The organism is Micromonospora sp. DT201, assembly GCF_049841575.1.
Taxonomy (GTDB): Bacteria; Actinomycetota; Actinomycetes; order Mycobacteriales; family Micromonosporaceae; genus Micromonospora.
Genome location: NZ_JBNCKP010000002.1, coordinates 64,421 through 88,866 on the forward strand (window position 1 = coordinate 64,421; position 24,446 = coordinate 88,866).

Consider the following 24,446-nt stretch of genomic DNA (forward strand, 5'->3'; position numbering starts at 1 on the left):
CACTTGTTGGTCAGTTCCATGCGGATCCTCCCATGTGCCCGATCTGGCATCGCGGAGGCATCCGTTGGTGGAGGATGACGAAGGAACAACTCCCAGGAGGTAGGACCGTGTTTGGATTCGGGCGGCGTAAGTCCCAGGGGCAGCAGGCGATGGCCGAGCTGAACCAGAGCATCAGCCACCTGATGCAGGCAGCCAACCACGCCGCGAGGGGCGCCGGTGCGACCGTCGGTCCGCGGGTCCAGGTGGCCCGGGGCTACGTCGGGCCGGCTGCGGCGAAGGTTCGCGACCAGGCGTCGACCGGCTGGGGGACGACACTCACCACGCTGGCACCGCTGGCCGCGGCGGCCCGTGACGGCGCCGCGCAGGCAGGGCCGCTGACCAGGAAGGCCAAGTCGAAGACCATGCGGATCTCCGGTAAGAAGAAGCAGCCGCGCCGTCGCGGCTCGATGATGACCGGCCTGCTGGCAGCAGGTGTCGTCGCCGGCCTGGCCGGCGCAGTGGCCCTGCGCCGCCGCCGGGAGCAGCAGGAGTGGGCCGAGTACGACCCGGCCCGCAGCCTCGACCCGATGCGCGACGACGTCGACTCGATCGAGGTACGGACGCCGTCCTCGACCAAGGGGACCGACGGGGCCGCCATGACTGGCGCGGCGGGGATGACCGGTGCCGGCAGTTCGGCGGCGGCCAGCGGCACCAGCGCGAGCACCACCGGCACGGCCAAGCAGACCGGTATCCGCCCGACCGACAAGGTCCCCTCGGTCGCCGAGGGCGCCACCGATGTCTCCGGTCGGCCGACCGACGACCTCACCAATGCGCTGAGCAAGAACACGGCCCGCACCAACGGCCGCCGCTGACCCAACGACAGCGCAGCGAGCGCCGACGACGCGGGTTCACCCCGCTCGTCGGCGCTTCCGCACGCCGGTGCCCCCGGCGTGCCCGCACCCTCGCTTCGCGGTCAGAGCCAGCCGTTGCGGCGGAACCAGCGGTAGAGGGCCAGCGAGACGCCGAGCATGAGCGCGAGGGCCACGGGATAGCCGTACGTCATCTTCAGCTCGGGCATGTTGTCGAAGTTCATGCCCTCGACGCCGGCGATGGAGGTCCAGACCGCGGCGATGGCCGCCCAAGCGGCGATCTTGCGCATGTCGTTGTTCTGGTCGACGGTGACCTGGGCCAACCGCGCCTGGAGGATCGAGTTCAGCAGGTCGTCGTAGGAGTTCACCTGCTCCACGGTGCGGCTCAGGTGATCCTGGACGTCCCGGAAGTAGCGGCGGATCTCCTTGGGCACCTCGCGGTTGACCTGAGAAGTCAGCGTCATCAGCGGCCGTTGCAGCGGCACCACCGCCCGCTTGAACTCCACCAACTCCCGCTTCATCTGGTAGATCCGCTGGATCCGCCCGTGGCCGTGGCGGTCGAAGACCTCGGCCTCCAGCACGTCCAGGTCGTCCTCGATCTGCTCGGCAACCTCCAGGTAGAGGTCGACCACCCGGTCGGTCACCCCGTACGCCACCGCCCACGGGCCCTGGAGCAGCAAGTCCTGCTTGGTCTCCAGGTCGGCACGAATCGGGGCGAGTCGGCAGGCATCCCCGTGTCGGACGCTGATCACGAAGTTCGGGCCGATGAAGAGCATCACCTGCCCGGTCTCCACGACCTCGGAGTTCTCGGTCAGCTCGGCGTGCTCGCAGTAGCGCGCGGTGCGCAGCACCAGGAAGACGACGTCGCCGAACCGCTCCAACTTGGGGCGCTGCTCGGCCTTCACCGCGTCCTCTACGGCGAGCTCGTGCAGGCCGTACGTCTCCGCGATGGCGGTCATTTCGGCCAGCTCCGGCTCGTGCAGACCGATCCAGACGAAGCCGTGCTCCTCGCGACGGGCCGCGGTCAGTGCGTCCGCGTACGTCCACTCGCCGGGTTGCCGCTTGCCGTCGACGTAGAGCGCGCAGTCGACCACCCCGCTGCGGCCGGTGCCGGTGGGGGCCGGCACGGGCGGCGAGCCGTCGGCGTTGAGGATCCGGGTCATCGCCCGGACCGGGGACGGCCACGCCCGCTGCCGCAGCACCCGACCGGTGGCAGACGGTGCCGTCCGGTCCCGCTCTGTCCGATCCGTCATCGCGTCACACCTCCCACGCTCAGCTGCGGCTTGCAGGCTACGCCGACCGCGGTCGGCCAGACGTGTGACGGCTGTCGCGTGGGCGACGCCGGGCGGGCCGGGCCGCGTTCCCCGGGGTGCGGGGGGCGGTGCCGGGCGAGCCGGGCCGCATCGGGGGGTGCCGGGACGACACCCGGCGCCAGTGGGGGCGGGAGGTTGTGCTGTCGCGTCACCCAGGTCGCGGCCGGCCCGGAGGCCTGCGGTGATCTCGGCTACAGCTGGCGGGTGACGCTCGCAGCATTGTGAGCCGCCCGCCGCCCCGACGGGAGTCCCGGGGCGGCCGGCAACGTCGTTCTGTCAGGAACCCGACAGTTGATTCAGCTCCGGACGGCCTCGACGGCCTCCGCGAGACGACGAACGCCCTCGTCGATCCGATCGACGGTCACCGCCGAGAAGGCCAGTCGCAGGGCGTGCTGCCCACCGTCCAGCACGAAGTCGCTGCCCTTGACCACGGCGACCCCGCGCTCGGCGGCCGCCGGGGCGAGCCGGTCGACCAGCACGTCCTCCGGGAACTCCACCCAGAGGAAATAGCCGCCGTCGGGCTCCACGAACCGGGCCTGCGGCAGATGCCGGCGCAACGACTCGGCGAGCACCCGGGCCCGCTCGCCCAGCGCCGCGCGTACCGTCTCGATCGAGCGGTCGATGTCACCGGAGACGCAGAACTGGTGCACGATCGCCTGCGACACCATTCCAGGCGAGATGTAGAGGCTTGTCGCGTTCTTGGCGATGTCGGCGATCAGATCCGCCGAGCCGACCAGATACCCGACCCGCACGCCCGGGCAGACCGTCTTGGTGAAGCTCGACGCGTGCACCACCACGTTGCGGGTGTCCAGCGAGAGCATCGACGGCAGCGCTTCACCGCGGAAGCGGATGTCCGCGTACGGGTCGTCCTCGAAGATGATGAACTCGTACTCGGCAGCCAGATCGAGCAGCTCCCGACGCTTCTCCAGGGAGAGCGTCATGCCGGCCGGGTTCTGGTAGTTCGGGATGACGTGCGCGAGCCTGGGCCGAACCCCGGACTCCAGCAGCTTGCGCAGCTCAGCGGTGTCGAGGCCATCCGGCTGGACCGAGATGCCGTGCAGCTCACTGCCCATCCGCTGAAGGTTGAGCAGCGTCCGGTCGTACGTCGGGCGTTCCACCACGACCGCGTCGCCGGGGCGGACCAGGTGGTCGAAGAGGAACGCGTCGGCCTGGAGCGACCCGTTGGTGACCAGCACCTGGTCGGCCTGGACGCCGTGCTTCTCGGCGATCCACTTTCGCAGCGGAAGGTAACCGACGGAGGTGCCATACGCCGTGACCCCCGCAGGGTCGGCGTCGAAGGCACGGACAGCGGCGGCCTTGAGCCCCTCGACATCGACGATGTCCAGCGAGGGAGCCCCACGGGCAAAGGAGATCAACTGCTCGGCGGTCATGGCTGTTGAGCGTACGGGCGGCTGCGGGGGACGCGCGGACGGCACGGCGATGTCCGCATCCTGAGCCACCGGGTCGGGTGACCCGACTCCACCGGACGGCGACAGATCAGACCGGAAGGGCGAGCGCGTCGTGATGCGCCGCGCGGGAAAGTCCCTCCAGCTGCACGCCGAGCGCGTCGAGGAGCTGGCTCCAGTCGAAGTAGGAGCGCCACGCGACGATCCGACCCTTGCGGGCCCGGACCACGTCGGCCACCTCCCAGGTCACCGTCCGGCCGGTGGGCGCGACGGTGCCGTACGGCGAATGCAACGTGCCGGTGTGGGTGCCGCTCAGGCGCAGCTCGACGGCCGCACCACCACCCGTGCGGACCGCACCGATCGGGTCGACTCGCAGATCCCCAAAGGCGCCGGTCCAGGTCCGCAGGAGCGCGGGCAGCTCGATTGGACGGACCGTCACGCCCGGCATGGCGTAGAACGCCTCGGGGGCGTAGAGATCCGGTAGACGGGCCACGTCCCGACTCAGGAGCATGGCGTACTGCTGCTCGACCAGGCGCTCCGCGTCACGCATCGGGCCCTCCCTCGCGGGCCGCGGCACGTCCGCGCCCGCAAGGAATGCTTACCCATCGATCGGGCCCGGCACACCATCGCCGGTCAGGTCGTGGCGACCGCCTGGCTCTCCGCCCAGACCCGCATGATGTCCCGTACGGAGATCACCCCGGCCACTTCCCGGCCGTCCAGCACCACCAGGTGCCGGAACCCGCCCCGAGCCATCGCGGCGGCAGCCTCGGCCACCGTCCACTCCGGGCCCGCGTAGACGACTTCCCAGGTCAGGTGGGCACCGGTGCGTTCCACGTCGCAGTCCAGGCCAGCGCCGATCGCCTTCAACACGTCGCGTTCGGTCATGATCCCGACCCCCTCGGAGTCCGGGTCGATCACGACCGCCGACCCGACACCGCGGGCCGACATCATCCGGGCCGCCTGACGGAGCGTGTGCTCCGGGCCGACGACGAGGACCTCGCTGGACATCGCATCCCGTACCTGCATCACCCATCACTCCTTCGGGACGGTGGCATCCGGTACGGACATGGTGGTCCGTGGATGTTTCCGGGACAAGCGCGGCATCGCAGCTGCAGCGGACGCTCGCTACTGTCGGACGGTGTCCACCGAGCCTCTGCGCTGCGCCGGCGTGCTGATTGCCGACCGGTCCGTGCACACCGTCGAGCTGGTGCCGCACCGCATCGCCGGGCTGCTCGCCCCGGCTGTGGACCGGGTCTTTCACGCCGGCATGCTGGCCGGCCGCGACGGTGGCGGCGCCGAACTGAGCCAGAGGTACGGCGGAGTGGCAGCAACCGGCTTCCTGGTGGACCTACGCACCCGGCTGGCCGCACCGGGCGGCACGGTCGACGGACCGGGCTTCGCGGCGATCACCCGGTACGGCGATCCGGTCGTCACCCGCCGGGTGGTGGACAAACAGGTGGCGCACGGCATGCTCCACCGCCGCCCGGACGGTGGGCTCTCCGCCACCGAGCGGGGTGCCGCCTTCCTCACCGAGCTGTACCAGGTGCACGCCGAGGTCACCGAGGAGTTGTGGGCCGGGCAGGACGAGCGGGTGCTGCGGCTGCTGGCGGCGCTCGGCCGGGTGCTGGCGTACGCCCTGGTGCTGGCCGACGAGGAGGGCACCCAGGCCAGCTCCGCGTTCGCCGCGATGGCACCCCCGTACGAGCCGGACGGCATCGGATCGGGCGTGTTGCTGCTCAACCGTCTCGGCACGCTGCGATACCACCGGGCCGACGCGCATGCCGCCGCCTGGACCGCCGCCGGGCACACCGCGTCGAGCATCGCCGCCCTGCCGCCCGGCCCCGAGCGGGTCGCCATCGAGCTGGAGACCGACCGCCGGGCGGCCGGCCCGTACGCCGTGCTCGGCGCGGACGAGCGGCTGACCATGCTCGCCGACCTGGCCGCCCTCCCCGGCTGACCCGGTTGACCGGAGCGGCCCGGCCAACCGGCGCTATCCTCCAGCGGTGACGGGGAGCAGGACTAGGGAGGATGTCGCGATGATCGGAATGGTGCTCGCGGCCGGAGCGGGGCGTCGACTGCGCCCGTACACCGACACCCTGCCCAAGGCGTTAATACCGGTGGACGGCGAGACCACGATCCTGGACATCGCGCTGGGCAACCTCGCCGAGGTCGGGCTCACCGACATCGTGATCGTGGTCGGCTACGCGGCGGATGCGGTCCGCGAACGGCAGGCCGACCTGGAGAAGCGGTACGGGGTCACGCTCACCCTGGTCCACAACGACAAGGCCGAGGAGTGGAACAACGCCTACTCGCTCTGGCTGGCCCGGGAGTACTTCGCACGCGGGGTGCTGCTGGTCAACGGGGACACCGTGCACCCGGTGAGCGTGGAGAAGACCCTGCTCGCCGAGCGCGGGCCGGGCATCCTGCTCGCGGTGGACACCCTCAAGCCGCTGGCCGAGGAGGAGATGAAGACCACCTTCGACGCAGCCGGTCAGCTCACCCGGATCACCAAGATCATGGACCCGGGCGAGGCGTACGGGGAGTACATCGGCGCCACGCTTATCGAGCCGCAGGTCGCCGACGCCCTCGCCGACGCGTTGGAGGCGACGTGGCGGCGCGACCCGAACCTCTACTACGAGGACGGCTACCAGGAGTTCTCCGACCGGGGCGGGGAGGTGCGGGCGGCGCCGATCGGTGACGTCCCGTGGGTCGAGGTCGACAACCACGCCGACCTGGCCCGCGCGCGGGAGATCGCGTGCCGCTACTAGCTCGGAGTGTCCTCACTCCGTTGCACATCGACGTGCGGCGCGGGGCGGTCGCCGACCTGGGCGCGATCCTGGCCGACGGGCGGATCTCCGCCGGCGGTGACGTCGCCGTGGTGGTCGGCCCCGGTCAGGGTGCCCAGATCGCGGAGCTGATCCGACCGTCACTGCGGACCGCCGACGTGTTCACCGTCGTCGGGGGGACCCTGGACGCCGCCGACGACCTGGGCGGCAAGCTGCGCGCCCGGTCGTACGACGCGGTCGTCGGAATCGGTGGCGGCAAGACCATCGACGTGGCCAAGTACGCGGCGACCCGCCGAGGGCTGCCGATGGTGTCGGTGGCGACCAGCCTCGCCAACGACGGGATCGCCTCCCCGGTGGCCAGCCTCATCACCGACGGGCTCAAGGGCTCCTACGGCGTGCACATTCCGATCGCGGTGATCGTCGACCTGGACTTCGTGGAGAGCGGCCCGGACCGGCACAACCGGGCCGGCATCGGCGACGTGATCAGCAACATCAGCGCGCTCGCCGACTGGGAGCTGGCCCGCCGGGTACGCGTCGAACCGTTCGACGGGCTCGCCGCCTCGCTGTCCCGGGCAGGCGCCGAAGCGGTGCTCAACCACCCGGGCGACATGGCCGACGACGCCTTCGTCACCGTGCTGGCCGAGGCGTTGATCTCCAGCGGCCTGGCCATGGCCATCGAGGGCACCAGCCGCCCGTGCAGTGGCGGCTGTCACGAGATCATGCACGCCATCGACGCGCTCTTCCCCGGCACCGCCTCACACGGTGAGCTGGCCGGGCTCGGTGCGCTGTTCTGCACCTGGTTGCGCGGGGATCTGCGCCGCTTCGGGGAGATGTCGGCCTGCCTGACCCGGCACGGTCTGCCCCGGCTCCCCGCCGAGGTGGCGCTCAGCGACGACCAGTTCGTGGAGGCGGTGCAGTTCGCGCCGCGTACCCGACCGGACCGCTACACGATCCTCGAGCACCTGGCGCTGTCGCCTACCGAGACGCGGGAGCGGCTGGCAGACTACGCCGGTGCAATCCGCGACCAGCTTGGCTGACCCCCGTCCCACCGTCGCCGACTTCCACCGGGTGAACCGGGGCGGCGGCCTGTTCAGCGAGTCGATCAGCCAGTGGGTGGGTGCTGTCTTCGCGCTTGTCGCCCAGCGGCTCGGGCTGCGCCCGACGGCGTTGACCATCACCAACCTGGTGCTCGGGCTGGCCACCTCGGTCACCGTGGTGATGCTCGCCGACCCGGTTGCCGCTGGCGACGTACCGGCCTGGGTGGTCGGTCTGCTCGCCCTGGTCGGCTGGCAGGTTGCGTACTCCCTGGACTGCGCGGATGGGCAGCTGGCCCGGGTGACCGGCCAGGGCAGCGCGGCCGGCGCCCGCGTCGACGTGCTCTGCGACGTGGCCGCGCAGATCGCCCTGGTGGCCGCGCTGGCCGCCACGGCCGTGGCGCAGGAGCCGTCGACGCCGACCTGGCTGGTGGCGACCTTCGCGGGCACCTGGATGGTCAACCTGGTCACCTCGGTGATGCAGGCCGGCCCGAACGCGGCCAGCATGGTCACCTCGACCTCGCTGCCGGTACGCCTGGTGAAGCTGATCCGCGACTACGGCGCGGTGATCTTCGTGGCCGCCCTGGTGCTGGCCGTGGCCCCCGCGCTGGTCCTCTGGGTGATTGTCGCGTTCACCATCGTCAACGGCGGCTTCCTGCTCGCCAGCGTCGCCTTCTCCGCCCGCGCCTCGCTCCGCTGACCCCTCTGCAGTCCGTCGCTTCCGCTGGCTGCCTGACCTGAGGGTCGGTCGGAGGCAGGCACCTACGCATCGCGTCCTTTGCTCTGCTTCCACCCAGGCAACACCACGCGTCCGATATCCGGACACCGGGTGTTGCCTCCGCTGAAGCAGAGCAAAGGACGACCCGAACACCCCTGCCACCGCACGTAAGCCGGCCCCGCCGGCCGCCGGGCGCCCCAAAAAGGGACGCCTGCGGGGCGGGGCGGCACGTGGACCGTGCCCGGCGGGCGGGTCAGACGCGGTTGGAGGTGCGGGCCACGCCCGCGTAGATGTCGATGAGCTGCTTGGTGACGACGTCAGGGTGGAACATGCGCTCGTAGCGGGCGCGGGCGGCCAGAGCCAGCCCGGCCGCACCGGCCCGGGCCAACGGCAGGGCTGCGGCCAACGCGGCCGGCTCCGGGGCAACCACCCAGCCGGCCTCGCCCAGACCGATCCCAGCCGGCATCGCCGGCCCGCCACCCCCGGCGACGGCCGAGGCAACTTCCGCCGGGCCGGTGCCGGCGGGCTCGTGCGGGGCATCGGCACCCACCAGGTACGGAATGCCGCCCAACGCCGTGCCGAGCACCGGCCGGCCGCTCGCCAACGCCTCGATGATCGCGGTCGGCAGCACGTCGTGCCACATGGAGGCGACGATCACGACCGCGCTCGCCTCGACCGCCGCCTGCACACCGGCCCGGTCGAGCTGACCGAGGTAGACCACGTCGGGTCGCTCGGCGGCGGCCGCCTCGACGAGCGGGCGCAGCTCGCCGTCGCCCGCCACGCGCAACGTGCCCAACGCACCCACCGGGTGTCGGCGCCAGGCGTCCAGCAGCAGGTCGACGCCCTTCTCGGGAGAGAGCCGGGCCATGTAGAGGAACCCGTCACCGAGCGGCGTCGGCCGACCCGGGTCGGGCATCGAATTCGGCTTCACCACGACCCGTTCATCCGGAATGCCGTAATCGCGGAGGTGATCGGCGATTGCCGAGGTGAGTGCGATGTACCGATCCACCGAGCGCCAGGTGCCCCTGTGCACGGCCAGGGTGGTCGCCATCAACGCGCTCTGCGCCGCCGAGTCGCGGTAGCAGCGGTGCTTGATCGCCGGCACGCCCAGCGCCCGACCCTTGCAGTCCTGACAGATCACGCCGTCCCGGAAGTAGATCCCCGACGAGCAGACCTGCCGATAGTTGTGCACCGTCTGCACCACCGGCACGCCGTGGCGGTGCGCGGTCCGCACCACCCAGGGCGACAGCAGAGGGTACGGGTTGTGCAGGTGCAAGACGTCCGGTCGGTGCTCGGTGAGCAGCCGGCTCAGGTCGTGCTGGGCGCGCGGCGCCCAGATCGGCGAGATCGGCAGCAACGCCTTCGCCACCTTCGACATGGAAGGGATCTCGTCCGAGCTTCGGATGAAGGGCAGCACCTCGATGCCAGCGGCGCTGAGCTGCGCGATCTCCGCGTCGACGATGATGTTCTCGCCGGAGGGCTGGGCTTCCCGGTACCGGTTGTGCGCCACGACGACTCTCACGGAGCTTGCCCTTCGTTCGCGATTGCGGGACTCGCAAGCTCATTCCTCACGCTCACGGGAAAGAAGGCTACCGTTGGCTGGTGCCCGAACTACCGGAGGTTGAGGCGCTCGCGGGTTACCTGCGACAGCGCGCGGTGGGGCGGCGCGTCGATCGACTGGAGATCGCCGCGATCAGCGCCCTGAAGACGTACGAACCGGCACCGACCGCAGCCGTCGGTCGGGCGGTGGTCGATGCCAGCCGGCACGGCAAGTTCCTCGACGTGCTCTTCGAGGGCGACCTGCACCTGGTGGTGCACCTGGCCCGGGCGGGCTGGCTGCACTACCGGGAGGCGTTCCCGGCCACCACCCCGCTGCGTCCGGGCAAGGGCCCGATCGCGGTGCGCGTACGCCTGGACGACAGCTCCGGCTTCGACCTCACCGAGGCCGGCACCCAGAAGAAGCTGGCCGCGTACCTGGTCACCGACCTGGCGACGGTGCCCGGGGTGGCCAAGCTGGGCCCGGACGCGCTCGCGGCCGACCTGCCCACCTTCGCCGAGCGGCTGCGTGGCCGGCGAGGGCAGGTCAAGGGGGTGCTGACTGATCAGTCGGTGCTGTCCGGGGTGGGCAACGCCTACTCCGACGAGATCTTGCACTTCGCGAAGCTGTCCCCGTTCGCGATCACCGATCGGCTCACCGACGCCCAGATGGCCACCCTGCACGCGGCCACCCGGCAGGTCCTCGGCGACGCCGTCGAGCGGTCCCTCGGTCAGCGGGCCGCAGAACTGAAGGGCGAGAAGCGCTCCGGGTTGAAGGTGCACGCCCGCACCGGGCTGCCCTGCCCGGTCTGCGGGGATACGGTGCGCGAGGTTTCGTTCGCCGATTCCAGCCTCCAGTACTGCCCGACGTGCCAGACCGGCGGAAAGCCGCTCGCTGACCGACGGTTGTCCCGCCTCGTACGGTGAGTAATTCCACTCGGCGACTACGGAGCGGAATCGCCCCGAGTGAGCGGAAGCTCCGGTCCGCCACTCTCGCCTCGCGCGCATCCATCGGTATAGTGGCCCGGTCCCCGGCTTCTGAAATGGTGCGGAGCCGGCCAGATCCCGCAGGCACCATCGCTCGCCAATCTCCTTCGGGGTGGCGACCGGTCGGAGCACGCGTGGGAGACTGGGACGGTGGGCGACCCGGGCCCTCACGCCGAGTGAGCGGCCCGTGTCATGCGGGAGGACATGGGTGAGGTGACGGCAAGCCTCCAGCGCCCGGTATCCAACGAAGGCCGGAGCAGACTCGTGCGGCACGTGGACAGCTTCGAAATCCAGCCGCCGACGCCGCCGTCACACAACGGCGTCCCTCGGTCGGCGTGGACCAGGGCGCGTCGTCGTGTTTCCCGCTGGCACCGCCCCTACATTGCGACCCTGCTGCTGCTCGACTTCGCTGCGGCGGCGTTCGCCAGCTGGATCGCGATCCAGCTCTTCGACCAGGCGCCGTCCGGCTTCTCCGGCACGCACAAGGACCTCACCTGGTTCCACACGATCTCGTACCTGCTGCTCCCGCTCGGGTGGGTGGTCATCCTCTGGAGCAACCGGGCCTACGACCGCCGCTACCTGGGCCTCGGACCTGACGAGTTCAAACGCGTGATCCGGGGCGCGGTGACAGTCACCGCCACCCTCTCCTTCCTCGTCTTCTCCACCAAGACCGCGCCGTCGCGGTGGACGGTGGGCACGGCGCTGCTCGGGGCGCTTCTGCTGATCCTCTGGTGCCGGTTCGTGGCCCGTTGGGCGTTGCACTACATCCGTCGGCGGGCCGGTCAGGCCGCGCATCGGATGGTGCTGGTCGGCACCCTGCCGGAGTGCCTGGAGGTCTACGCGGCGGTCACCCGCAACCCGAACGCCGGGCTGGTGCCCGTCGCCATCCACATCACCGACGGCTACGCGGCGGCCCGGGGAATGCCGACCCCGGTGCCGGTGTACGCCGGGCGGGACGTCCTGGCCCTGGTCCGCGAGGTGGGCGGGGACACCATCGCCGTCTGCGGGTCGGCCAGCGCCGAGCCCGGCGAGCTGCGCCGGCTGGCCTGGCAGCTCGAAGGCTCCGGCGTCGACCTGGTGGTCGCCCCGCAGCTCACCGACATCGCCGGCCCCCGGGTGCACATCCGGCCGATCGAGGGCCTGCCGCTGCTGTACGTCGAGGAGCCGACCCTCTCCGGGCCGGCGCTGCTGGCCAAGAACCTGATGGACCGGGTCGCCGCCGGCCTCGGCCTGCTGCTGCTGATCCCGCTCTTCGTGGTCATCGCCGTGGCGATCCAGCTCTCCGACCGCGGGCCGGTCTTCTTCCGCCAGCCGCGCGTGGGGCACGAGGGGCGCACGTTCCGGGTGTGGAAGTTCCGGACCATGTACGTCGACGCCGAGGATCGACTGGCCAGCCTGGTCGACCGGAACGAGACCGACGGCATGCTGTTCAAGATGAAGCAGGACCCCCGGGTCTTCCCGGTGGGCGGCTTCCTGCGGGCCTCGTCGCTGGACGAGCTACCGCAGCTGATCAACGTGCTCTGGGGTGAGATGTCGCTGGTCGGGCCACGCCCGCTGCCGGCCGACGACGGCGACTTCCTGGGTGACGTGCGCCGCCGTCTGCTCGTTCGCCCCGGCATGACCGGTCTGTGGCAGGTTTCCGGCCGCTCCGACCTGTCCTGGGATGAGTCCGTCCGCCTGGACCTCTACTACGTCGACAACTGGTCGTTGGCGTACGACCTGAGCATCCTCTGGCGCACCGTCGGGGTGGTGCTCGCCCGCAAGGGCGCCTACTAGGGGGTTGGCGCGCCGGCTCGCAGGGGCAAGGATCACTGCGTGGGTGCCAACCTGACCGCCGTGGTCGGCGTCGTGTCGCTCGTCACCGCGCTGACCGCTGCCCTGTTGGCGGTACTGCGACTGCGGGCTCGTCGTGGCATCGCCACCGCCACGCAACGGGCCACCTACGAGGTGCTGCACGCCGCCGGCCTGGCCGCCGAGCCGCTGCGGGCGGGGCTGAGTGAAGCCGGCGCGGCGAAGGCCGTACGTCATCTGCGGGCCCTGGTAGGCGCGGCCGGGCTGGCGCTCACCGACGCCGACCGGGTGCTGGCCCTCGACGGGCGCGGCACGCACCACGGCGAGCAGTTGCTCGCGGCGGCCCGGCGGACGGTGGAGACCGGCCGCTCGACGGTGCTCGGTGAGCAGGAGCTGCACTGCGACCGGGTCGACTGCCCGATCCGGGGGGCGGTGGTCGCGCCGTTGCAGGGGGCGGACGGCCGGGTGGTTGGCGCGCTCGTGGCCATCGCCGACGGCCCGCCGGCCCCAGGCTTGGTGCAGGCCACCCTGGAGACCGCGCACTGGGCCGGCAACCAGCTCGCCCTGGCCGAGCTGGACTCGTCGCGGGAGCGGCTGGCCCGTGCCGAGGTCCGGGCGTTGCGGGCGCAGATCAGCCCGCACTTCATCTACAACGCGCTGACCGCGATCGGCTCGTTCGTCCGCACCGATCCGGAGCGGGCCCGGGAGCTGATCCTGGAGTTCGCCGAATTCACCCGGTACTCGTTCCGGGCGCATGGGGAGTTCACCACCCTCGCCGAGGAGCTGCGGTCGATCGACCGCTACCTGACCATCGAACGGGCCCGGTTCGGCGACCGGTTGCAGGTGCGGTTGCAGATCGCCCCGGAGGTGCTGCCGGTGATGCTTCCGTTCCTCTGCCTGCAGCCATTGGTGGAGAACGCCGTCCGCCACGGGTTGTCCCGCAAGCCGGGCACAGGCATGGTGAGCATCGAAGCCCGGGACGCGGGCGCCGAATGCCACATCACGGTGGAGGACGACGGGGTGGGAATGGACCCGACGACGCTGACCGCCGGCATCGCCGAGCTGGCCCGCGGCACCGGCGATCCGGGCGACGACACCGGCCAGCACGTCGGCCTGTCGAACGTCGACGAGCGCCTGCGGTCGGTCTTCGGGGACCGGTTCGGCCTGGTCGTGGAGACCGGGCTGGGTTCGGGCACGAAGGTGAGCATGCGGATTCCGAAGTTCCACGCTGGCGTGCGGGCAGGGTCGTGAGCGGGCGCGGGGCGGCGCGGTGAATGCGTCCGGTTTTCTCCGGGTGTTGGCGGTGGACGATGAGCCGCCCGCGCTCGACGAGCTGGCGTACCACCTGCGGGCCGACCCCCGGGTGGCCCGGCTGAACACCGCCGGGGACGCGACCGAGGCGCTGCGGCTGCTCCGTGACGGTGACGTGGACGTGGTCTTCCTGGACATTCGGATGCCCGGGCTGGACGGGATGGAGCTGGCCCGGGTGCTGCGGCGGTTCGCCCGGCCACCGGCGATCGTCTTCGTCACCGCGTACGACGACGGCGCGGTGGACGCCTTCGATCTGGGCGCCACCGACTACGTACGCAAACCGGTCCGCGCCGACCGGCTGGCCGAGTCGTTGCGCCGGGTGATCGGCTCCCGGGTGGTGCCGTCGCACCCGGCGGCGCTGGCCCGCGCGGAGGAGGACCCGACCATCCCCATCGAGTTGGCTGGCACCACCCGGATGCTGCCGCGCTCGGCGGTGCGGTGGGTGGAGGCGCAGGGGGACTACGCCCGGTTGCACACCGCAGAGGGGTCACACCTGGTGCGGGTCTCGCTGGCCACGCTCGCGGAGCGGTGGGCTGATGCCGGTTTCGTCCGGGTGCACCGGTCGTACCTGGTGCAGTTGAAGTTGATAGCGGAGCTGCGGCTGGTCAACTCCGGTTATGTCGTGGTGATCGACGGCACCGAGCTGCCGGTGAGCCGGCGGCACACCCGCGAGCTGAAGGACAAGCTGGTCCGGGCCGCGAAGCAGGACTGGAGTCGCTGAGTCCGCACACCTGGCTCGGCTCCGCCTCGGCCCGGCCGGAGCGTGTCGGCCAGCGGCAGCATGTCCGGTCCGAAGATGTCAGAAGAGCGGGCGTGTCCGCTGGGAGCGTGAACGCGTCCGGCTGACAGCGGCGGGCTGGGCGCGTTCTGCCGGAGGATCGAGGCATCCAATCCGGCGGCGTCGCCGCCTCGTTCAGGAGGTTCTCGTGATCATCGCGATCATCGACTTCAAGACTGCTGCCACCGACCGGCCCGCTGCCCTCGCCCAATTCGACGGGGAGAGTGATCGGGTACGCGCCATGCCGGGCAACATCGCATTCCGGGTCTACGCCGCGCGTGAGGACGACAGCGCAGTCGCCGTGGTCCACGAGTGGGACGACGAGGCTTCGCTCGCTGGCTACCTGAGGTCGGACTCCTTTGCACGATTCGGCGAGGTGATCCGGCCGATGATGATCGGAGCACCGGTGAGCCGGCGCTTTCGCGCCGACTTGCTGGAGACGGTGGCCTGACCGGCGTCGCGACGGACTTCTAGGATCGGCCTGTGCGAGGCCGTCGATGACCCGCAGGGCGTACAGCTTCGTCCGCACAGTCGCGCCGGAGTTCGCTCGCGACCTGTGTGTGGACCGCCACTACCTGCTCTGCGCCTCCGCCGGGACCCTCCGGCTGGAGGCGCAGGGTCAGGCGTGGTTGCTGCCACCGGCGCGGGCCGCCCTGATCGAGGCAGGCCGGCCGATCCGGGTGAGCATCCCGCGGCCGGTCACTACCGCGTCGGTCCTGTTCGATACCGGATTCGCTCCAGCGCCGCCAGCACCCTTGACCGTATTCGACCTCAACCCGCTGGCACGCGCATTGCTGACCGAGTGCCGCACCTGGGGCGAGTGCGACGAACCCCTCACGGCGTACGCCGAGACGCTGTTCGCCGCCCTCGCCGCGGTGACCTGGCGGCTCGCCCAGCAGCCGAGCCCGGTCGTCGTGCCGGCGGGGCGATCACCGGAACTGCGCCGGGCCCTTGAGCTGACCGAGCAGCGGCTCGGCGGTGAGGTCCGCTTCGAGGACGTGGCAGTCGAAGTTGGCCTCGCGCCGCGGTCGCTGGCGCGGCGCTTTGCGGAGGAGACCGGCATGACCTGGCGGGCGGTCCTGCGCCGAATGCGGGTGTTGAGCGCGATCGAGGAACTCGCTGCGGGTGACACCCCGGTAACCAAGATCGCATTCATGGTCGGATACACCTCACTGTCGGCGTTCAACGCCGCATTCAGGGAGCTGACTGGCCGCACGCCAACGGAGTACCGGGCCAGCTTTCGGCCCTGAGCAGACCAGGATTCGCCGCCGCGATGTCGGAGGGAAAGGTTCCGGGCGACGGTCAGACCGCAACCACCCACAACGTCCAACTCGACCAGGGCGTCGAGCTGACCGGCACCTTCCGCACGCCCGACGGCACCCCCTTCCTTAGTGGGTTCGTCGTCGCCCGCAGCGTCGACATCGGCGACAACGCGGGCGTCGGCTCGGTAACCGACGGGCGGTTCACCGTCCCGGCCAGCGGCAGCATGTCCGTGGATCTGGTCGTACCGACCATCTGACGTTTCGACACAGCGGGGCCGGTGGCACGACGCCACCGGCCCCGCCGCGTACCCGCGTTCAGTCCGGGAGCGGGAAGCGCGTCCAGGCGGTGCCGTCGCGAGTCAACTGCACGTGGTCCGCACCGCCTACCGCCAGGTCGTCCCGGCCGTAGAGCCAGGCGTATCCGGGCGCGGCACCGACGCGCCCGTCGCGTCGGTCGTACTCGCGGACGGTCTTGAAGTGTCGTCCGTCATCGAAACTGATCATGGCTGTGGACCTGTTGTTGGAGGGCTCCCTGTTTCCCGTCTCGACGAGCAGCAGGGACCCGTCCGAACCGACGACCAGGCACCGGTTCTCCAATGAGTGGGGCAGGCTGGTGCCCACGTCGGCCCAGGTTCGCCCCCCGTCCGTGGTACGCAGCAACTGCGACGTGCCCTCGACCTCCGCCGGCTGGGGCCCACCCGGTGGTGGCAGCGCGATCAACAGGTACGCCTCCTGCGCGCTGACCCCGGCTATCGCGATCACGTTCGCCCCCTGGGCCGACTGCCAGGTTGTCCAGGTGGCCCCCCGGTCCACGCTTCGAGCCACCACCAAGACGCCGACGTAACCCGGCCAGTAGGTCGCCCAGATGGTTCCGTCCGCACTCGGATAGATGTTCGCGGGTGGATAGGGCGACGGCGGCTTACCTCCGAGCCGGTAGACAGTTCCCGTCGGCGAGACCGCCACCGGTTCACGAAGCGCCCCGCAGCCCTGGCTCCACTGGCAGAAGACCGGCTGCGCCCTCGCCGGAAAGGACGGCACCGTCACCATGGCCTGCTCGGCGTCCCGCCAGGTGCGGCCGTAGTCGGTGGAGAGCCGGAGCTGGTCACCATCCCGGACCAGGTAGGAGCGCTGGCCCAGCACCGAGAACTCCGGGTTGCTCAGCGGATTTCCCTCTGCGTCCTTTCCGCAGAAGCTGGTGCGGTATCGGGTCATCTCGTCATCGGTCCAGCTCCGCCCGCCGTCGTCGGTGTGCCGGAACCGCACCGTGAAGCAACCGCCGTCGGCGTCCCACACCCCCGCGACGACTGCCGACTCCGGCCCGGTCAGGAAGAGCTGGCCGCCGCGGTCCGGCTTGACCGGCGGCTGGTCTGGACCGGTCCACCCACCCCGGCCGGTGTTGCCGAATAGCGGCAGCATCGCCACGCCGGCCACGGCGACAACCAGAACAAGCGCCACCCCGCTGGTACGCCGCCGACGTCGGCCCCGGGCTGCCGTCCGCATGTCGTCCAGGGGTGGCTGGCGGACCGCGTCGGCGACGGTGTCGACGTCGAATCCGGTGAACTCAGGTGTGGACATCGATCCTCCCGATGGTCATGGTCTCGCTGTTCTCTGAGTCGGTGAGCAGCGCCGCCAGCGCGTGCCGACCCCGGGAGAGGCGGGACTTGACGGTGCCGGCGGAAACGCCGAGCGTTGCCGCCACCTCGTCGATCGGCAGGTCGACCAGGTAGTGCAGAGCCAGCGCGTGCCGCTGCCCCGCAGGCAGTTCGCGCAACGCGGCGAGCAGCGCCAGGTGCTCGGGCGAGCGGTCGGCAACCGTCGGAGGCGGGCCGATCCGACGCAGCAGCCCGTCCAGCACCCGTCGCCGCCGGTGACGACTACGCGCGACGTTCACCGCGACCCGGCGCAGCCACGCCTCCGGGTTGTCGAGGCGGGCGAGCCGGCCGGGTGCCGTCAGCGCCTTGGTGAACGCCTCCTGGACCGCCTCCTGCGCCTCGCACAGATCGCCGGTCACCGCGTAGAGCTGCACCACGAGTCGTCGGAAACAGCCCGCGTAGAGCTCGGCAATCAGATCAGCGTCGGACACCCTCACCACCCCTCTTCACCTGTCCCACTCCTGGGCGGAGGGAAAGGTTCCGGGCGACGGTCAGAAGATGTCGGCCAGCGGCAGGGCGAGAGGGAACGGCTGCTCGGCGCGGTAGACCTCGCCGACCGGGAGAACGGCCTGCTCGCGGTAACCACCCACGCCGTTCGCCAGCACGGTCAGAGTCTGCTTACGGGGCTCGACCAGCCAGTAGAGCGGAATGCCGGCGGCCGCGTACTCGTGGCGTTTCAACACCAGGTCTCGGCCCGCGTTGCTCGGTGAGATCACCTCGACGACGAGGAGCACGTCGGCCGGGTCGAGCGCGGCACCGCCGCTGTCCAGGGCGCTCTCGCTTGCCACGAAGAGATCCGGGACGAAGTACGACGAGCGCTTGGCACTGACACCGATGTCCTGACCGACGAGCACACCGGCCGGGGCCTGCCGGTCGAGGATCCGGCGGAGGCGGTTGGCGACGGCGCCGTGGAAGACGTCCGCATGGGGGGACACAAGCAGACTCCCGTCGAAGATCTCATAGACCTGGTCGTCCGCGGGGAGGCTCTGGAGGTCGTCCACCGTCCAGGCGTCGCCCCAGCCGGGCCGGGCAGGGTTCGTCACCGTCACACCTCCTCTCTACCGAACCACCCTGACAGCTCGGTCGGTCGTCCACAACGAGCCTCGGGAGTTCCCGCTCGCCAGCGGGCTTGGTGGTGGAGTTATCCACAGGCGTGAACGGTTCTCCACAGGTTGTTCACAACGCGACCCACTGATCTCCACGGCTCCTCCCTACAGTCGTGATCCATGAGGGAACGCCGGATACTGGTCGTCGAGGACGAACGGACCATCGCCGATTCCATCGCCGCCCGCCTGCGGGCCGAGGGTTTCACGGTGCAGGTCGCGGCGGACGGGCCCAGCGCCGTCGACCGGTTCCGCACCGGCCAGCCGGATCTCGTCGTCCTCGACGTGATGCTGCCCGGCTTCGACGGCCTGGAGGTGTGCCGCCGGATCCAGGCCGACCGGCCGGTGCCGGTGCTGATGCTCACGGCCCGGGACGACGAGACCGATTTGCTGGTGGGGCTCGCGGTCGGCGCGGACGACTACCTCACCAAGCCCTTCTCGATGCGCGAGCTGGCCGCCCGGGTGCACGTCCTGCTGCGCCGGGTGGAGCGGGCCGCGGCACCGACGCCGCCCGCGATCCACCTCGGCGACATCGAGATCAACGAGGCCGAGCGGCGGGTCCGCCGGGCCGGCACCGACGTGCACCTCACGCCGACGGAGTTCGACCTCCTCATCCACCTCGCCGGGCGGCCCCGCACGGTGCTTCCCCGGGAGCGGCTGCTCGCCGACGTGTGGGGATGGGCCGACGGGAGTGGCACCCGCACGGTGGACAGCCACATCAAGGCACTGCGCCGCAAGCTCGGCGCCGACCTGATCCGGACCGTCCACGGCGTCGGGTACGCCCTGGAGGTGCCCGCGTGACCGGCCGGCTGTTGGACTGGCTGGATCGGGCGTTACCGCGTCCACTGGACCCGGTCCGCTCGATCAAGATGAAGCTCGGCGTGCTGCTCGTCGCCTCCTGGGCCGTGGCCTTCGGCTACTTCTGGTACGGCATCGGTTGGCTTCCCACCGGTACGTCGATCACAGCGATCTGCATCGCGCTTGTCACCTCGCAGGTGCTCGCCCACGGGATGACCTCGCCGCTGCGCGAGATGACGGCGGCCGCCGGCGCGATGGCCCGTGGCGACTACACCCGGCGCGTACGCGCCACCTCCCGGGACGAGGTCGGCGAGCTGGCTCAGGCGTTCAACAAGATGGCCGAGGATCTGCACGCCGCGGACCAGCGCCGACGTGAGTTGATCGCCAACGTCTCGCACGAACTGCGGACACCGATCACCGCCTTGCAGGGCGTGTTGGAGAACATGGTGGACGGGGTGGCCGATGCCGAACCGGCGGCACTGCGCTCGGCGCTGGCCCAGACCGAACGGCTCGGGCACCTCGTCGCCGACCTGCTCGACCTGTCCCGCCTCGACGCCGGGGTGGTGCCGCTGCGCCGGGTACGCATCGACGTAAACGACTTCCTCGACGAGGCGGTGGAACACGCCACCGCCAGCGCGTCCGGGGCGGCGCTTGACGTGCGCTTCGAGCTCCGCGAACTGCCGGCACCGCTGACCGTCCACGCGGACCCGTGGCGGCTGCACCAGGTCTTCGCGAACCTGCTCGACAACGCGGCACGGCACAGCCCACCCGGCGGCACGGTGCGCCTGAGCGCCGAGGAACACGCCGACCAGCTCCGCTTCGAGGTCAGCGACGAGGGTCAGGGCATTTCACCCGGCGAGCGGTCCATGGTCTTCGAACGGTTCACCCGCGGCGATCGGTCCGCCGGTGGCGGGACGGGGCTCGGCCTGGCCATCGCCCGCTGGGTCGTCGAACTGCACGGTGGCCGGATCGCTGTCCTCGACCCCGTCAAACCGCACCGGGTCGATCGGCCCGGCTGCCGCATCCAGGTCACCATCCCGAGCGACGGGCCACATCGGAAAGAGGTCGCATGACCAGCCCCGGCACCACCCCGCTTCCGGCGGCCGGGCCGACCGGGCCGACCGGGCCGACCGGGCCGACCGGGCCGACCGGGCCGACCGGGCCGCAGGTCCTCCCGAGCGTCAGACCGGGTCCGGCCGCCGGTCCTCCCCAGGCGTGGCCGGGTGCGCCGGCCGTACCCAGACCTCCGTCGGCGATCGCGCGGCGCTGGCCGGGGCCGTCCGGCTCCGCCCGTCCGCTGGTCCTGGCGGCGTTGACGGCGGCGGCGGTCGTCGGCGCGGCCACGCTCACGATGGTGCGTCCCGGCCTCGGTTGGTTGGTGGCCACGCTGGCCGGCGCGGCTGCCGTGGTCACCGCTGGCGTCGTCCGTTCCAGGCCATCGCCCCCGCCGACGGGCGTCAGCGCGCCGGCCGCGCCCAGCGCCGCGGCGGCCGGGCCGACGACGCCAACCACCACGCCGGCGGCGACCGCGACCACGCCAGCACCGCCAACTGTGGCGGCCGTCCGTCCCGGTGCCACGGGGGCACCGGGGCGGGCGGCACAGGTCGCCTGGGCCGTCGCGACCATCGCGTTGGTCGCCGTCGGCACGGTCCGGGCCGCTGGCTGGCTCTTCGCCCTCTGCCTGATCGCGGCGGCGGTGACCGGGACGCTCGCGGTGACCGGTGGGCGAAGCCCGCTCGGGATGCTTGTCGCCGCGACGTTGCCGCCGGCCGCGACGGTACGGGCGCTCCCCTGGGCGGTACGCGGACTACGCGACACCCGCCCGGCCGGGTCGGGGATCGGGCTCGGGCGCATCCTGACCAGCGTGGCGCTCTCCGCCGGCCTGCTGATGTTGTTCGGTCTGCTCTTCTCTTCCGCCGACGCGGTCTTCGCCGATCTGGTCACGGGCCTGCTGCCCGACATCTCACCGCCCAGTGTGATCGGCTGGCTCATGCGTCTGCTGCTGATCGGCGGTGGCCTGCTCGGTGCCGCGTACCTGGTCAGCCGTCCACCCGACCTGGAGGGTCTGCGCCCAGGGCCGTCCCGCCCGGTTCACCGACTGGAGTGGACCCTTCCACTGGTGTTGCTCAATGCGCTGTTCGCCGCGTTCGTGCTGGTCCAGTTGACGGTGCTGTTCGGCGGCTCGGGGCACGTGCTGCGCACGGCCGGGCTCACCTACGCCCAATACGCCCGCGGCGGGTTCTGGCAGCTGCTCGCCGTCACCGCGCTCACTCTGCTGGTGATCGCGGTCGCCGCCCGCCGGGCACCGAGGGCCACCCGGGCCGACCGGCTGCTGGTCCGTGCGCTGCTCGGCACGCTCGCCGCGCTCAGCCTGGTGGTCGTCGCCTCCGCGCTCTACCGGATGCAGGTCTACACCGACGCGTACGGCGCCACCCGCCTCAGGCTTTTCGTGACGACCGTCGAGCTGTGGCTCGGGCTGCTCTTCGTCCTGGTCGGGGTGGCCGTGGTGCGGCTGCGGGCCGCCTGGCTGCCCCGGCTCGTGGTCGGCACGGCGGTGTTGGCGCTGCTCGGGTTGGCCCTGGTCAACCCGGACCGGTTGATCGCCGACCGGAACGTCGACCGATACCTGGAGACCGGCCGGCTGGACGTCAGCTACCTGTCCGGGCTGTCGGCTGACGCCGTACCGGCCCTGGCCCGGCTGCCCGAGCCGATGCGCGTCTGCGCGCTGGGTCAGATCGCCGCCGAGCTGCCCCGCGACGGCCTCTGGGCGACGAACCTGGGCCGGGAGCGGGCCCGACGGAAGCTCGACACGATCCCGGCGAGCGGCAGCGCGACCGACTGTCTCGGTGTGCGGGAATGGTGAGTGTGAGGCGGGCGCGCCTGGCAGCGTTTACGTCCCCGTACGGCGAAAGGGGCGTTGTACGATCGCTGCCCCGCATCGTCGCTCCCCAGTTGACCTTGGCCAAGCAGAAACGCTTGACAATCCCGCACGGCGGGCAAGACTGCCGGGGTGGCCAAGCAACTCCCTGACGTGGGGTCGGGCGGTGCGGTACCGCCGCCCCGGCGGGCCCGGATCGTGCTGGCCGAGATCACCCGGCAGGACACGCGCGCCGAGCGGACCCGCGCCGAGTTGGCCCAGCAGACGCAGGTGGGCGAGGCGCTGGTCCGTGGCCTGGTCCGGGCCCAACTCGCGCTGGCGCTGCGGCTCTCGTTGGTGGTGGCCACCGGGTTGGGCGGGCTGCCCTGGTTGTTCGCCATCGCCCCGTCGCTGGGCCGGACCACCGTGGCCGGCGTCAACCTGCCGTGGCTGCTGCTCGGTGTGGCCTCCTTCCCGTTCCTGATCGGGGTGGGCTGGGCGTACGTGCGGCTGGCCGAGCGCAACGAGCAGGACTTCACCGATCTGGTGCAGCGGCCGGAGCGCTGAGGTGGGCAACGACTTCGTGGTTCCGGCCATCGTCGCGGTCACTCTGGTCACCGTCGGGATCGGCTTCTACGGGCTGCGGCTGGCCCGGACCACGTCCGACTTCCTGGTCGCGTCCCGGGCGATCAGTCCGACGTGGAACGCCGCTGCCATCGGCGGGGAGTACCTGTCAGCAGCGAGCTTCCTCGGCATCGCCGGGCTGGTCCTCAAGTACGGCGTGGACGTGCTCTGGTATCCGGTCGGGTTCGCCGCCGGCTACCTGGCCCTGCTGCTCTTCGTGGCCGCACCGCTGCGCCGCTCCGGCGCGTTCACCCTGCCCGACTTCTGCGAGCTGCGGCTGGGGTCCCGCCGGCTGCGTATCCTGGCCACCACATTCGTGATCTTCATCGGTTGGTTGTATCTGGTGCCGCAACTCCAGGGTGCCGGGCTCACCCTGGCCACGGTGGCCGGCTCCCCGTACCCGCTGGGTGCCCTGCTGGTGGCGGCCGTGGTCACCGCGAACGTGGCGCTGGGTGGGATGCGGGCCATCACCTTCGTGCAGGCGTTCCAGTACTGGCTCAAGCTGACCGCGCTCGCCGTACCGGTGATCTTCCTGGCGCTGCAGTGGCAGGCCGACGGCCGCCCGGCGGTGACCCCGCCCGACGGGCCGACGTTCCGGGCCGCGACCACCGTCGTGGTCCAGCACCGCGCGACCCTCACCCTGCCCGACGGCGAGATCCGGGAGGTACGCCCCGGCGACGAATTGATTTTCGCGGCCGGCGACCCGGTGCCGGCGGTGTCCGGAGTGGCCACCGACGCCGGCGACTGGCTCCTGCCCAGCGCCGCGGGCAACGACGACCGCGGGCTGTTCGCCACGTACTCGCTGATCCTGGCCACGTTCCTGGGCACCATGGGCCTGCCGCACGTGCTTGTTCGCTTCTACACCAACCCGGACGGCGCGGCGGCCCGCCGGACCACCCTGGTCGTGTTGGCCCTGGTCGGCGCCTTCTATCTGCTGCCCACCCTGTACGGGGTGCTCGGCCGGATCTACACCCCGCAGCTGCTGGTCAGCGGGCAGACCGATGCGGTGGTGGTGTTGCTGCCCGGTGCGGCTCTCGGCGACGGGGCAGTTGGGCGACTCCTCGCGGCGCTGGTCTCGGCGGGTGCCTTCGCGGCCTTCCTCTCCACCTCGTCCGGGCTGCTGACCAGCGTCGCCGGCGTGATTTCGACGGATGTGCTCGGGCGGGGCTCAGTACGCGGCTTCCGGCTCGCCACGGTGATCGCCGGAGCTGTGCCGACGGTGTTGGCGCTGCACGTCTCCGGACTGGACGTCTCGCAGGTCGTCGGGTTGGCCTTCGCGGTCGCCGCGTCGAGCTTCTGCCCGCTGCTGGTGCTCGGCATCTGGTGGCGTGGGCTGACCGACGTGGGCGCCGCCGCGGGTGTGGTGGTCGGTGGCGGGGCGGCGATCGGCGCGGTGTTGGTCACCGTGCTCGGTCCACCGCTGTCCGGCTGGCCGGCCACGCTCACCACGCAGCCGGCCGCCTGGACGGTGCCGCTGGCCTTCACCGTGATGGTCGCGGTGTCGATCGCCACCCGTCGCCGGGCGCCGGCCGACGTCGCGGCCACCATGCTCCGCCTGCACACCCCCGAAGCCCTCCGCCTGTAGTGAGCACAGCTGACGCAATGGCTTCTCCCATGATCACTACCGTTCTAGCGGCTGGCG

At 71.3% G+C, this 24,446-nt stretch carries 26 protein-coding genes; 17 read left to right on the top strand and 9 right to left on the bottom strand.

Annotation, left to right across the window (positions count from 1 at the left end; genetic code table 11):
- Positions 1 to 107: 107 nt before the first annotated feature.
- The gene (locus ACLQ28_RS04005) at positions 108 to 851 is read left to right on the top strand and encodes a hypothetical protein (RefSeq protein WP_425684838.1); all 744 of its coding nucleotides are present in this window, start codon (positions 108 to 110) and stop codon (positions 849 to 851) included.
- 101 nt (positions 852 to 952) lie between these two features.
- Here ACLQ28_RS04005 and corA read toward each other — a convergent pair whose 3' ends face one another.
- The 4 genes from corA to ACLQ28_RS04025 form a co-directional block, all read right to left on the bottom strand.
- Positions 953 to 2,101 (bottom strand): magnesium/cobalt transporter CorA, encoded by a 1,149-nt coding sequence (corA, locus tag ACLQ28_RS04010; RefSeq protein WP_425684839.1) that lies wholly within the window; start codon positions 2,099 to 2,101, stop codon positions 953 to 955.
- Between the two features lie 356 nt (positions 2,102 to 2,457).
- Positions 2,458 to 3,552 (bottom strand): PLP-dependent aminotransferase family protein, encoded by a 1,095-nt coding sequence (locus tag ACLQ28_RS04015; RefSeq protein WP_425684840.1) that lies wholly within the window; start codon positions 3,550 to 3,552, stop codon positions 2,458 to 2,460.
- A 106-nt stretch (positions 3,553 to 3,658) separates the two neighbouring features.
- Positions 3,659 to 4,117: an ester cyclase gene (locus ACLQ28_RS04020; protein WP_425684841.1), complete on the bottom strand. Its 459-nt coding sequence runs from the start codon at positions 4,115 to 4,117 to the stop codon at positions 3,659 to 3,661.
- Positions 4,118 to 4,200: 83 nt separating this feature from the next.
- Positions 4,201 to 4,593, bottom strand: coding sequence for a cyclic nucleotide-binding/CBS domain-containing protein (locus ACLQ28_RS04025; protein WP_425684842.1), 393 nt, complete (start codon positions 4,591 to 4,593; stop codon positions 4,201 to 4,203).
- Positions 4,594 to 4,705: 112 nt separating this feature from the next.
- On the opposite strand from ACLQ28_RS04025, the gene ACLQ28_RS04030 reads away from it, so the two are divergent.
- The 4 genes from ACLQ28_RS04030 to ACLQ28_RS04045 all read left to right on the top strand — a co-directional run bounded on the left by ACLQ28_RS04030 (position 4,706) and on the right by ACLQ28_RS04045 (position 8,087).
- Entirely contained in the window at positions 4,706 to 5,524 is an 819-nt protein-coding gene (locus tag ACLQ28_RS04030; protein ID WP_425684843.1) for a hypothetical protein, read from the top strand.
- Between the two features lie 79 nt (positions 5,525 to 5,603).
- Positions 5,604 to 6,335, top strand: coding sequence for a sugar phosphate nucleotidyltransferase (locus tag ACLQ28_RS04035; RefSeq protein WP_425684844.1), 732 nt, complete (start codon positions 5,604 to 5,606; stop codon positions 6,333 to 6,335).
- On the top strand, positions 6,323 to 7,390 hold the full coding sequence (locus ACLQ28_RS04040; protein ID WP_425684845.1) for an iron-containing alcohol dehydrogenase family protein: 1,068 nt from the start codon (positions 6,323 to 6,325) through the stop codon (positions 7,388 to 7,390). Before ACLQ28_RS04035 ends, ACLQ28_RS04040 begins: the two co-directional genes overlap by 13 nt.
- The gene (locus ACLQ28_RS04045; RefSeq protein WP_425684846.1) at positions 7,365 to 8,087 is read left to right on the top strand and encodes a CDP-alcohol phosphatidyltransferase family protein; all 723 of its coding nucleotides are present in this window, start codon (positions 7,365 to 7,367) and stop codon (positions 8,085 to 8,087) included. Before ACLQ28_RS04040 ends, ACLQ28_RS04045 begins: the two co-directional genes overlap by 26 nt.
- A gap of 271 nt (positions 8,088 to 8,358) precedes the next feature.
- On the opposite strand, the gene ACLQ28_RS04050 is transcribed toward ACLQ28_RS04045, so the two are convergent.
- Positions 8,359 to 9,627 carry a glycosyltransferase gene (locus tag ACLQ28_RS04050; protein ID WP_425684847.1) on the bottom strand — a complete coding sequence of 423 codons (1,269 nt, stop codon included), beginning with the start codon at positions 9,625 to 9,627 and terminating at the stop codon, positions 8,359 to 8,361.
- Positions 9,628 to 9,707: 80 nt separating this feature from the next.
- Between ACLQ28_RS04050 and ACLQ28_RS04055 the strand changes: the two genes are divergently transcribed.
- From ACLQ28_RS04055 to ACLQ28_RS04085, 7 genes are all read left to right on the top strand, one after another.
- Positions 9,708 to 10,568 (top strand): Fpg/Nei family DNA glycosylase, encoded by an 861-nt coding sequence (locus ACLQ28_RS04055; RefSeq protein ID WP_425684848.1) that lies wholly within the window; start codon positions 9,708 to 9,710, stop codon positions 10,566 to 10,568.
- Positions 10,569 to 10,832: 264 nt separating this feature from the next.
- Positions 10,833 to 12,404: a sugar transferase gene (locus ACLQ28_RS04060; protein ID WP_425685327.1), complete on the top strand. Its 1,572-nt coding sequence runs from the start codon at positions 10,833 to 10,835 to the stop codon at positions 12,402 to 12,404.
- A 39-nt stretch (positions 12,405 to 12,443) separates the two neighbouring features.
- Positions 12,444 to 13,670: a sensor histidine kinase gene (locus tag ACLQ28_RS04065; protein WP_425684849.1), complete on the top strand. Its 1,227-nt coding sequence runs from the start codon at positions 12,444 to 12,446 to the stop codon at positions 13,668 to 13,670.
- Positions 13,671 to 13,689: 19 nt separating this feature from the next.
- Positions 13,690 to 14,451: a LytR/AlgR family response regulator transcription factor gene (locus ACLQ28_RS04070; RefSeq protein ID WP_110564743.1), complete on the top strand. Its 762-nt coding sequence runs from the start codon at positions 13,690 to 13,692 to the stop codon at positions 14,449 to 14,451.
- Positions 14,452 to 14,656: 205 nt separating this feature from the next.
- Complete coding sequence (locus ACLQ28_RS04075) at positions 14,657 to 14,959, top strand: putative quinol monooxygenase (protein ID WP_425684850.1); 303 nt, start codon at positions 14,657 to 14,659, stop codon at positions 14,957 to 14,959.
- Between the two features lie 46 nt (positions 14,960 to 15,005).
- The gene (locus ACLQ28_RS04080) at positions 15,006 to 15,758 is read left to right on the top strand and encodes an AraC family transcriptional regulator (RefSeq protein ID WP_425684851.1); all 753 of its coding nucleotides are present in this window, start codon (positions 15,006 to 15,008) and stop codon (positions 15,756 to 15,758) included.
- A 23-nt stretch (positions 15,759 to 15,781) separates the two neighbouring features.
- Complete coding sequence (locus ACLQ28_RS04085) at positions 15,782 to 16,027, top strand: hypothetical protein (RefSeq protein WP_425684852.1); 246 nt, start codon at positions 15,782 to 15,784, stop codon at positions 16,025 to 16,027.
- Positions 16,028 to 16,085: 58 nt separating this feature from the next.
- On the opposite strand, the gene ACLQ28_RS04090 is transcribed toward ACLQ28_RS04085, so the two are convergent.
- From ACLQ28_RS04090 to ACLQ28_RS04100, 3 genes are read right to left on the bottom strand one after another with little or no spacing between them, the layout of a single operon-like run.
- A complete protein-coding gene (locus ACLQ28_RS04090) occupies positions 16,086 to 17,345 on the bottom strand; it encodes a WD40/YVTN/BNR-like repeat-containing protein (protein WP_425684853.1) in 1,260 nt (419 codons plus the stop codon).
- Positions 17,332 to 17,853, bottom strand: coding sequence for an RNA polymerase sigma factor (locus ACLQ28_RS04095; RefSeq protein ID WP_425684854.1), 522 nt, complete (start codon positions 17,851 to 17,853; stop codon positions 17,332 to 17,334). The genes ACLQ28_RS04090 and ACLQ28_RS04095 overlap by 14 nt, the downstream gene beginning before the upstream one ends.
- 60 nt (positions 17,854 to 17,913) lie before the next feature.
- Complete coding sequence (locus tag ACLQ28_RS04100; protein ID WP_425684855.1) at positions 17,914 to 18,465, bottom strand: Uma2 family endonuclease; 552 nt, start codon at positions 18,463 to 18,465, stop codon at positions 17,914 to 17,916.
- 183 nt (positions 18,466 to 18,648) lie between these two features.
- Between ACLQ28_RS04100 and ACLQ28_RS04105 the strand changes: the two genes are divergently transcribed.
- A complete protein-coding gene (locus ACLQ28_RS04105; RefSeq protein WP_425684856.1) occupies positions 18,649 to 19,326 on the top strand; it encodes a response regulator transcription factor in 678 nt (225 codons plus the stop codon).
- On the top strand, positions 19,323 to 20,396 hold the full coding sequence (locus tag ACLQ28_RS04110; protein WP_425684857.1) for a HAMP domain-containing sensor histidine kinase: 1,074 nt from the start codon (positions 19,323 to 19,325) through the stop codon (positions 20,394 to 20,396). The genes ACLQ28_RS04105 and ACLQ28_RS04110 overlap by 4 nt, the downstream gene beginning before the upstream one ends.
- Here ACLQ28_RS04110 and ACLQ28_RS04115 read toward each other — a convergent pair.
- Positions 20,353 to 20,859 carry a hypothetical protein gene (locus ACLQ28_RS04115; protein WP_425684858.1) on the bottom strand — a complete coding sequence of 169 codons (507 nt, stop codon included), beginning with the start codon at positions 20,857 to 20,859 and terminating at the stop codon, positions 20,353 to 20,355. The two genes, ACLQ28_RS04110 and ACLQ28_RS04115, sit on opposite strands and share 44 nt — an antisense overlap.
- 16 nt (positions 20,860 to 20,875) lie before the next feature.
- On the opposite strand from ACLQ28_RS04115, the gene ACLQ28_RS04120 reads away from it, so the two are divergent.
- The 3 genes from ACLQ28_RS04120 to ACLQ28_RS04130 all read left to right on the top strand — a co-directional run bounded on the left by ACLQ28_RS04120 (position 20,876) and on the right by ACLQ28_RS04130 (position 24,389).
- Positions 20,876 to 22,186 (top strand): DUF4153 domain-containing protein, encoded by a 1,311-nt coding sequence (locus ACLQ28_RS04120; RefSeq protein ID WP_425684859.1) that lies wholly within the window; start codon positions 20,876 to 20,878, stop codon positions 22,184 to 22,186.
- A gap of 147 nt (positions 22,187 to 22,333) precedes the next feature.
- A complete protein-coding gene (locus tag ACLQ28_RS04125; RefSeq protein WP_425684860.1) occupies positions 22,334 to 22,747 on the top strand; it encodes a hypothetical protein in 414 nt (137 codons plus the stop codon).
- Position 22,748: 1 nt separating this feature from the next.
- Entirely contained in the window at positions 22,749 to 24,389 is a 1,641-nt protein-coding gene (locus tag ACLQ28_RS04130; protein ID WP_425684861.1) for a cation acetate symporter, read from the top strand.
- Positions 24,390 to 24,446 lie beyond the last annotated feature (57 nt).

Coding starts and splice junctions, on each gene's coding strand:
- corA (WP_425684839.1), bottom strand. CDS start 2,101: ATGACGGATCGGACAGAGCGGGACCGGACGGCACCGTCTGCCACCGGT.
- ACLQ28_RS04015 (WP_425684840.1), bottom strand. CDS start 3,552: ATGACCGCCGAGCAGTTGATCTCCTTTGCCCGTGGGGCTCCCTCGCTG.
- ACLQ28_RS04020 (WP_425684841.1), bottom strand. CDS start 4,117: ATGCGTGACGCGGAGCGCCTGGTCGAGCAGCAGTACGCCATGCTCCTG.
- ACLQ28_RS04025 (WP_425684842.1), bottom strand. CDS start 4,593: ATGCAGGTACGGGATGCGATGTCCAGCGAGGTCCTCGTCGTCGGCCCG.
- ACLQ28_RS04035 (WP_425684844.1), top strand. CDS start 5,604: ATGATCGGAATGGTGCTCGCGGCCGGAGCGGGGCGTCGACTGCGCCCG.
- ACLQ28_RS04060 (WP_425685327.1), top strand. CDS start 10,833: ATGGGTGAGGTGACGGCAAGCCTCCAGCGCCCGGTATCCAACGAAGGC.
- ACLQ28_RS04080 (WP_425684851.1), top strand. CDS start 15,006: ATGACCCGCAGGGCGTACAGCTTCGTCCGCACAGTCGCGCCGGAGTTC.
- ACLQ28_RS04085 (WP_425684852.1), top strand. CDS start 15,782: ATGTCGGAGGGAAAGGTTCCGGGCGACGGTCAGACCGCAACCACCCAC.
- ACLQ28_RS04090 (WP_425684853.1), bottom strand. CDS start 17,345: ATGTCCACACCTGAGTTCACCGGATTCGACGTCGACACCGTCGCCGAC.
- ACLQ28_RS04105 (WP_425684856.1), top strand. CDS start 18,649: ATGAGGGAACGCCGGATACTGGTCGTCGAGGACGAACGGACCATCGCC.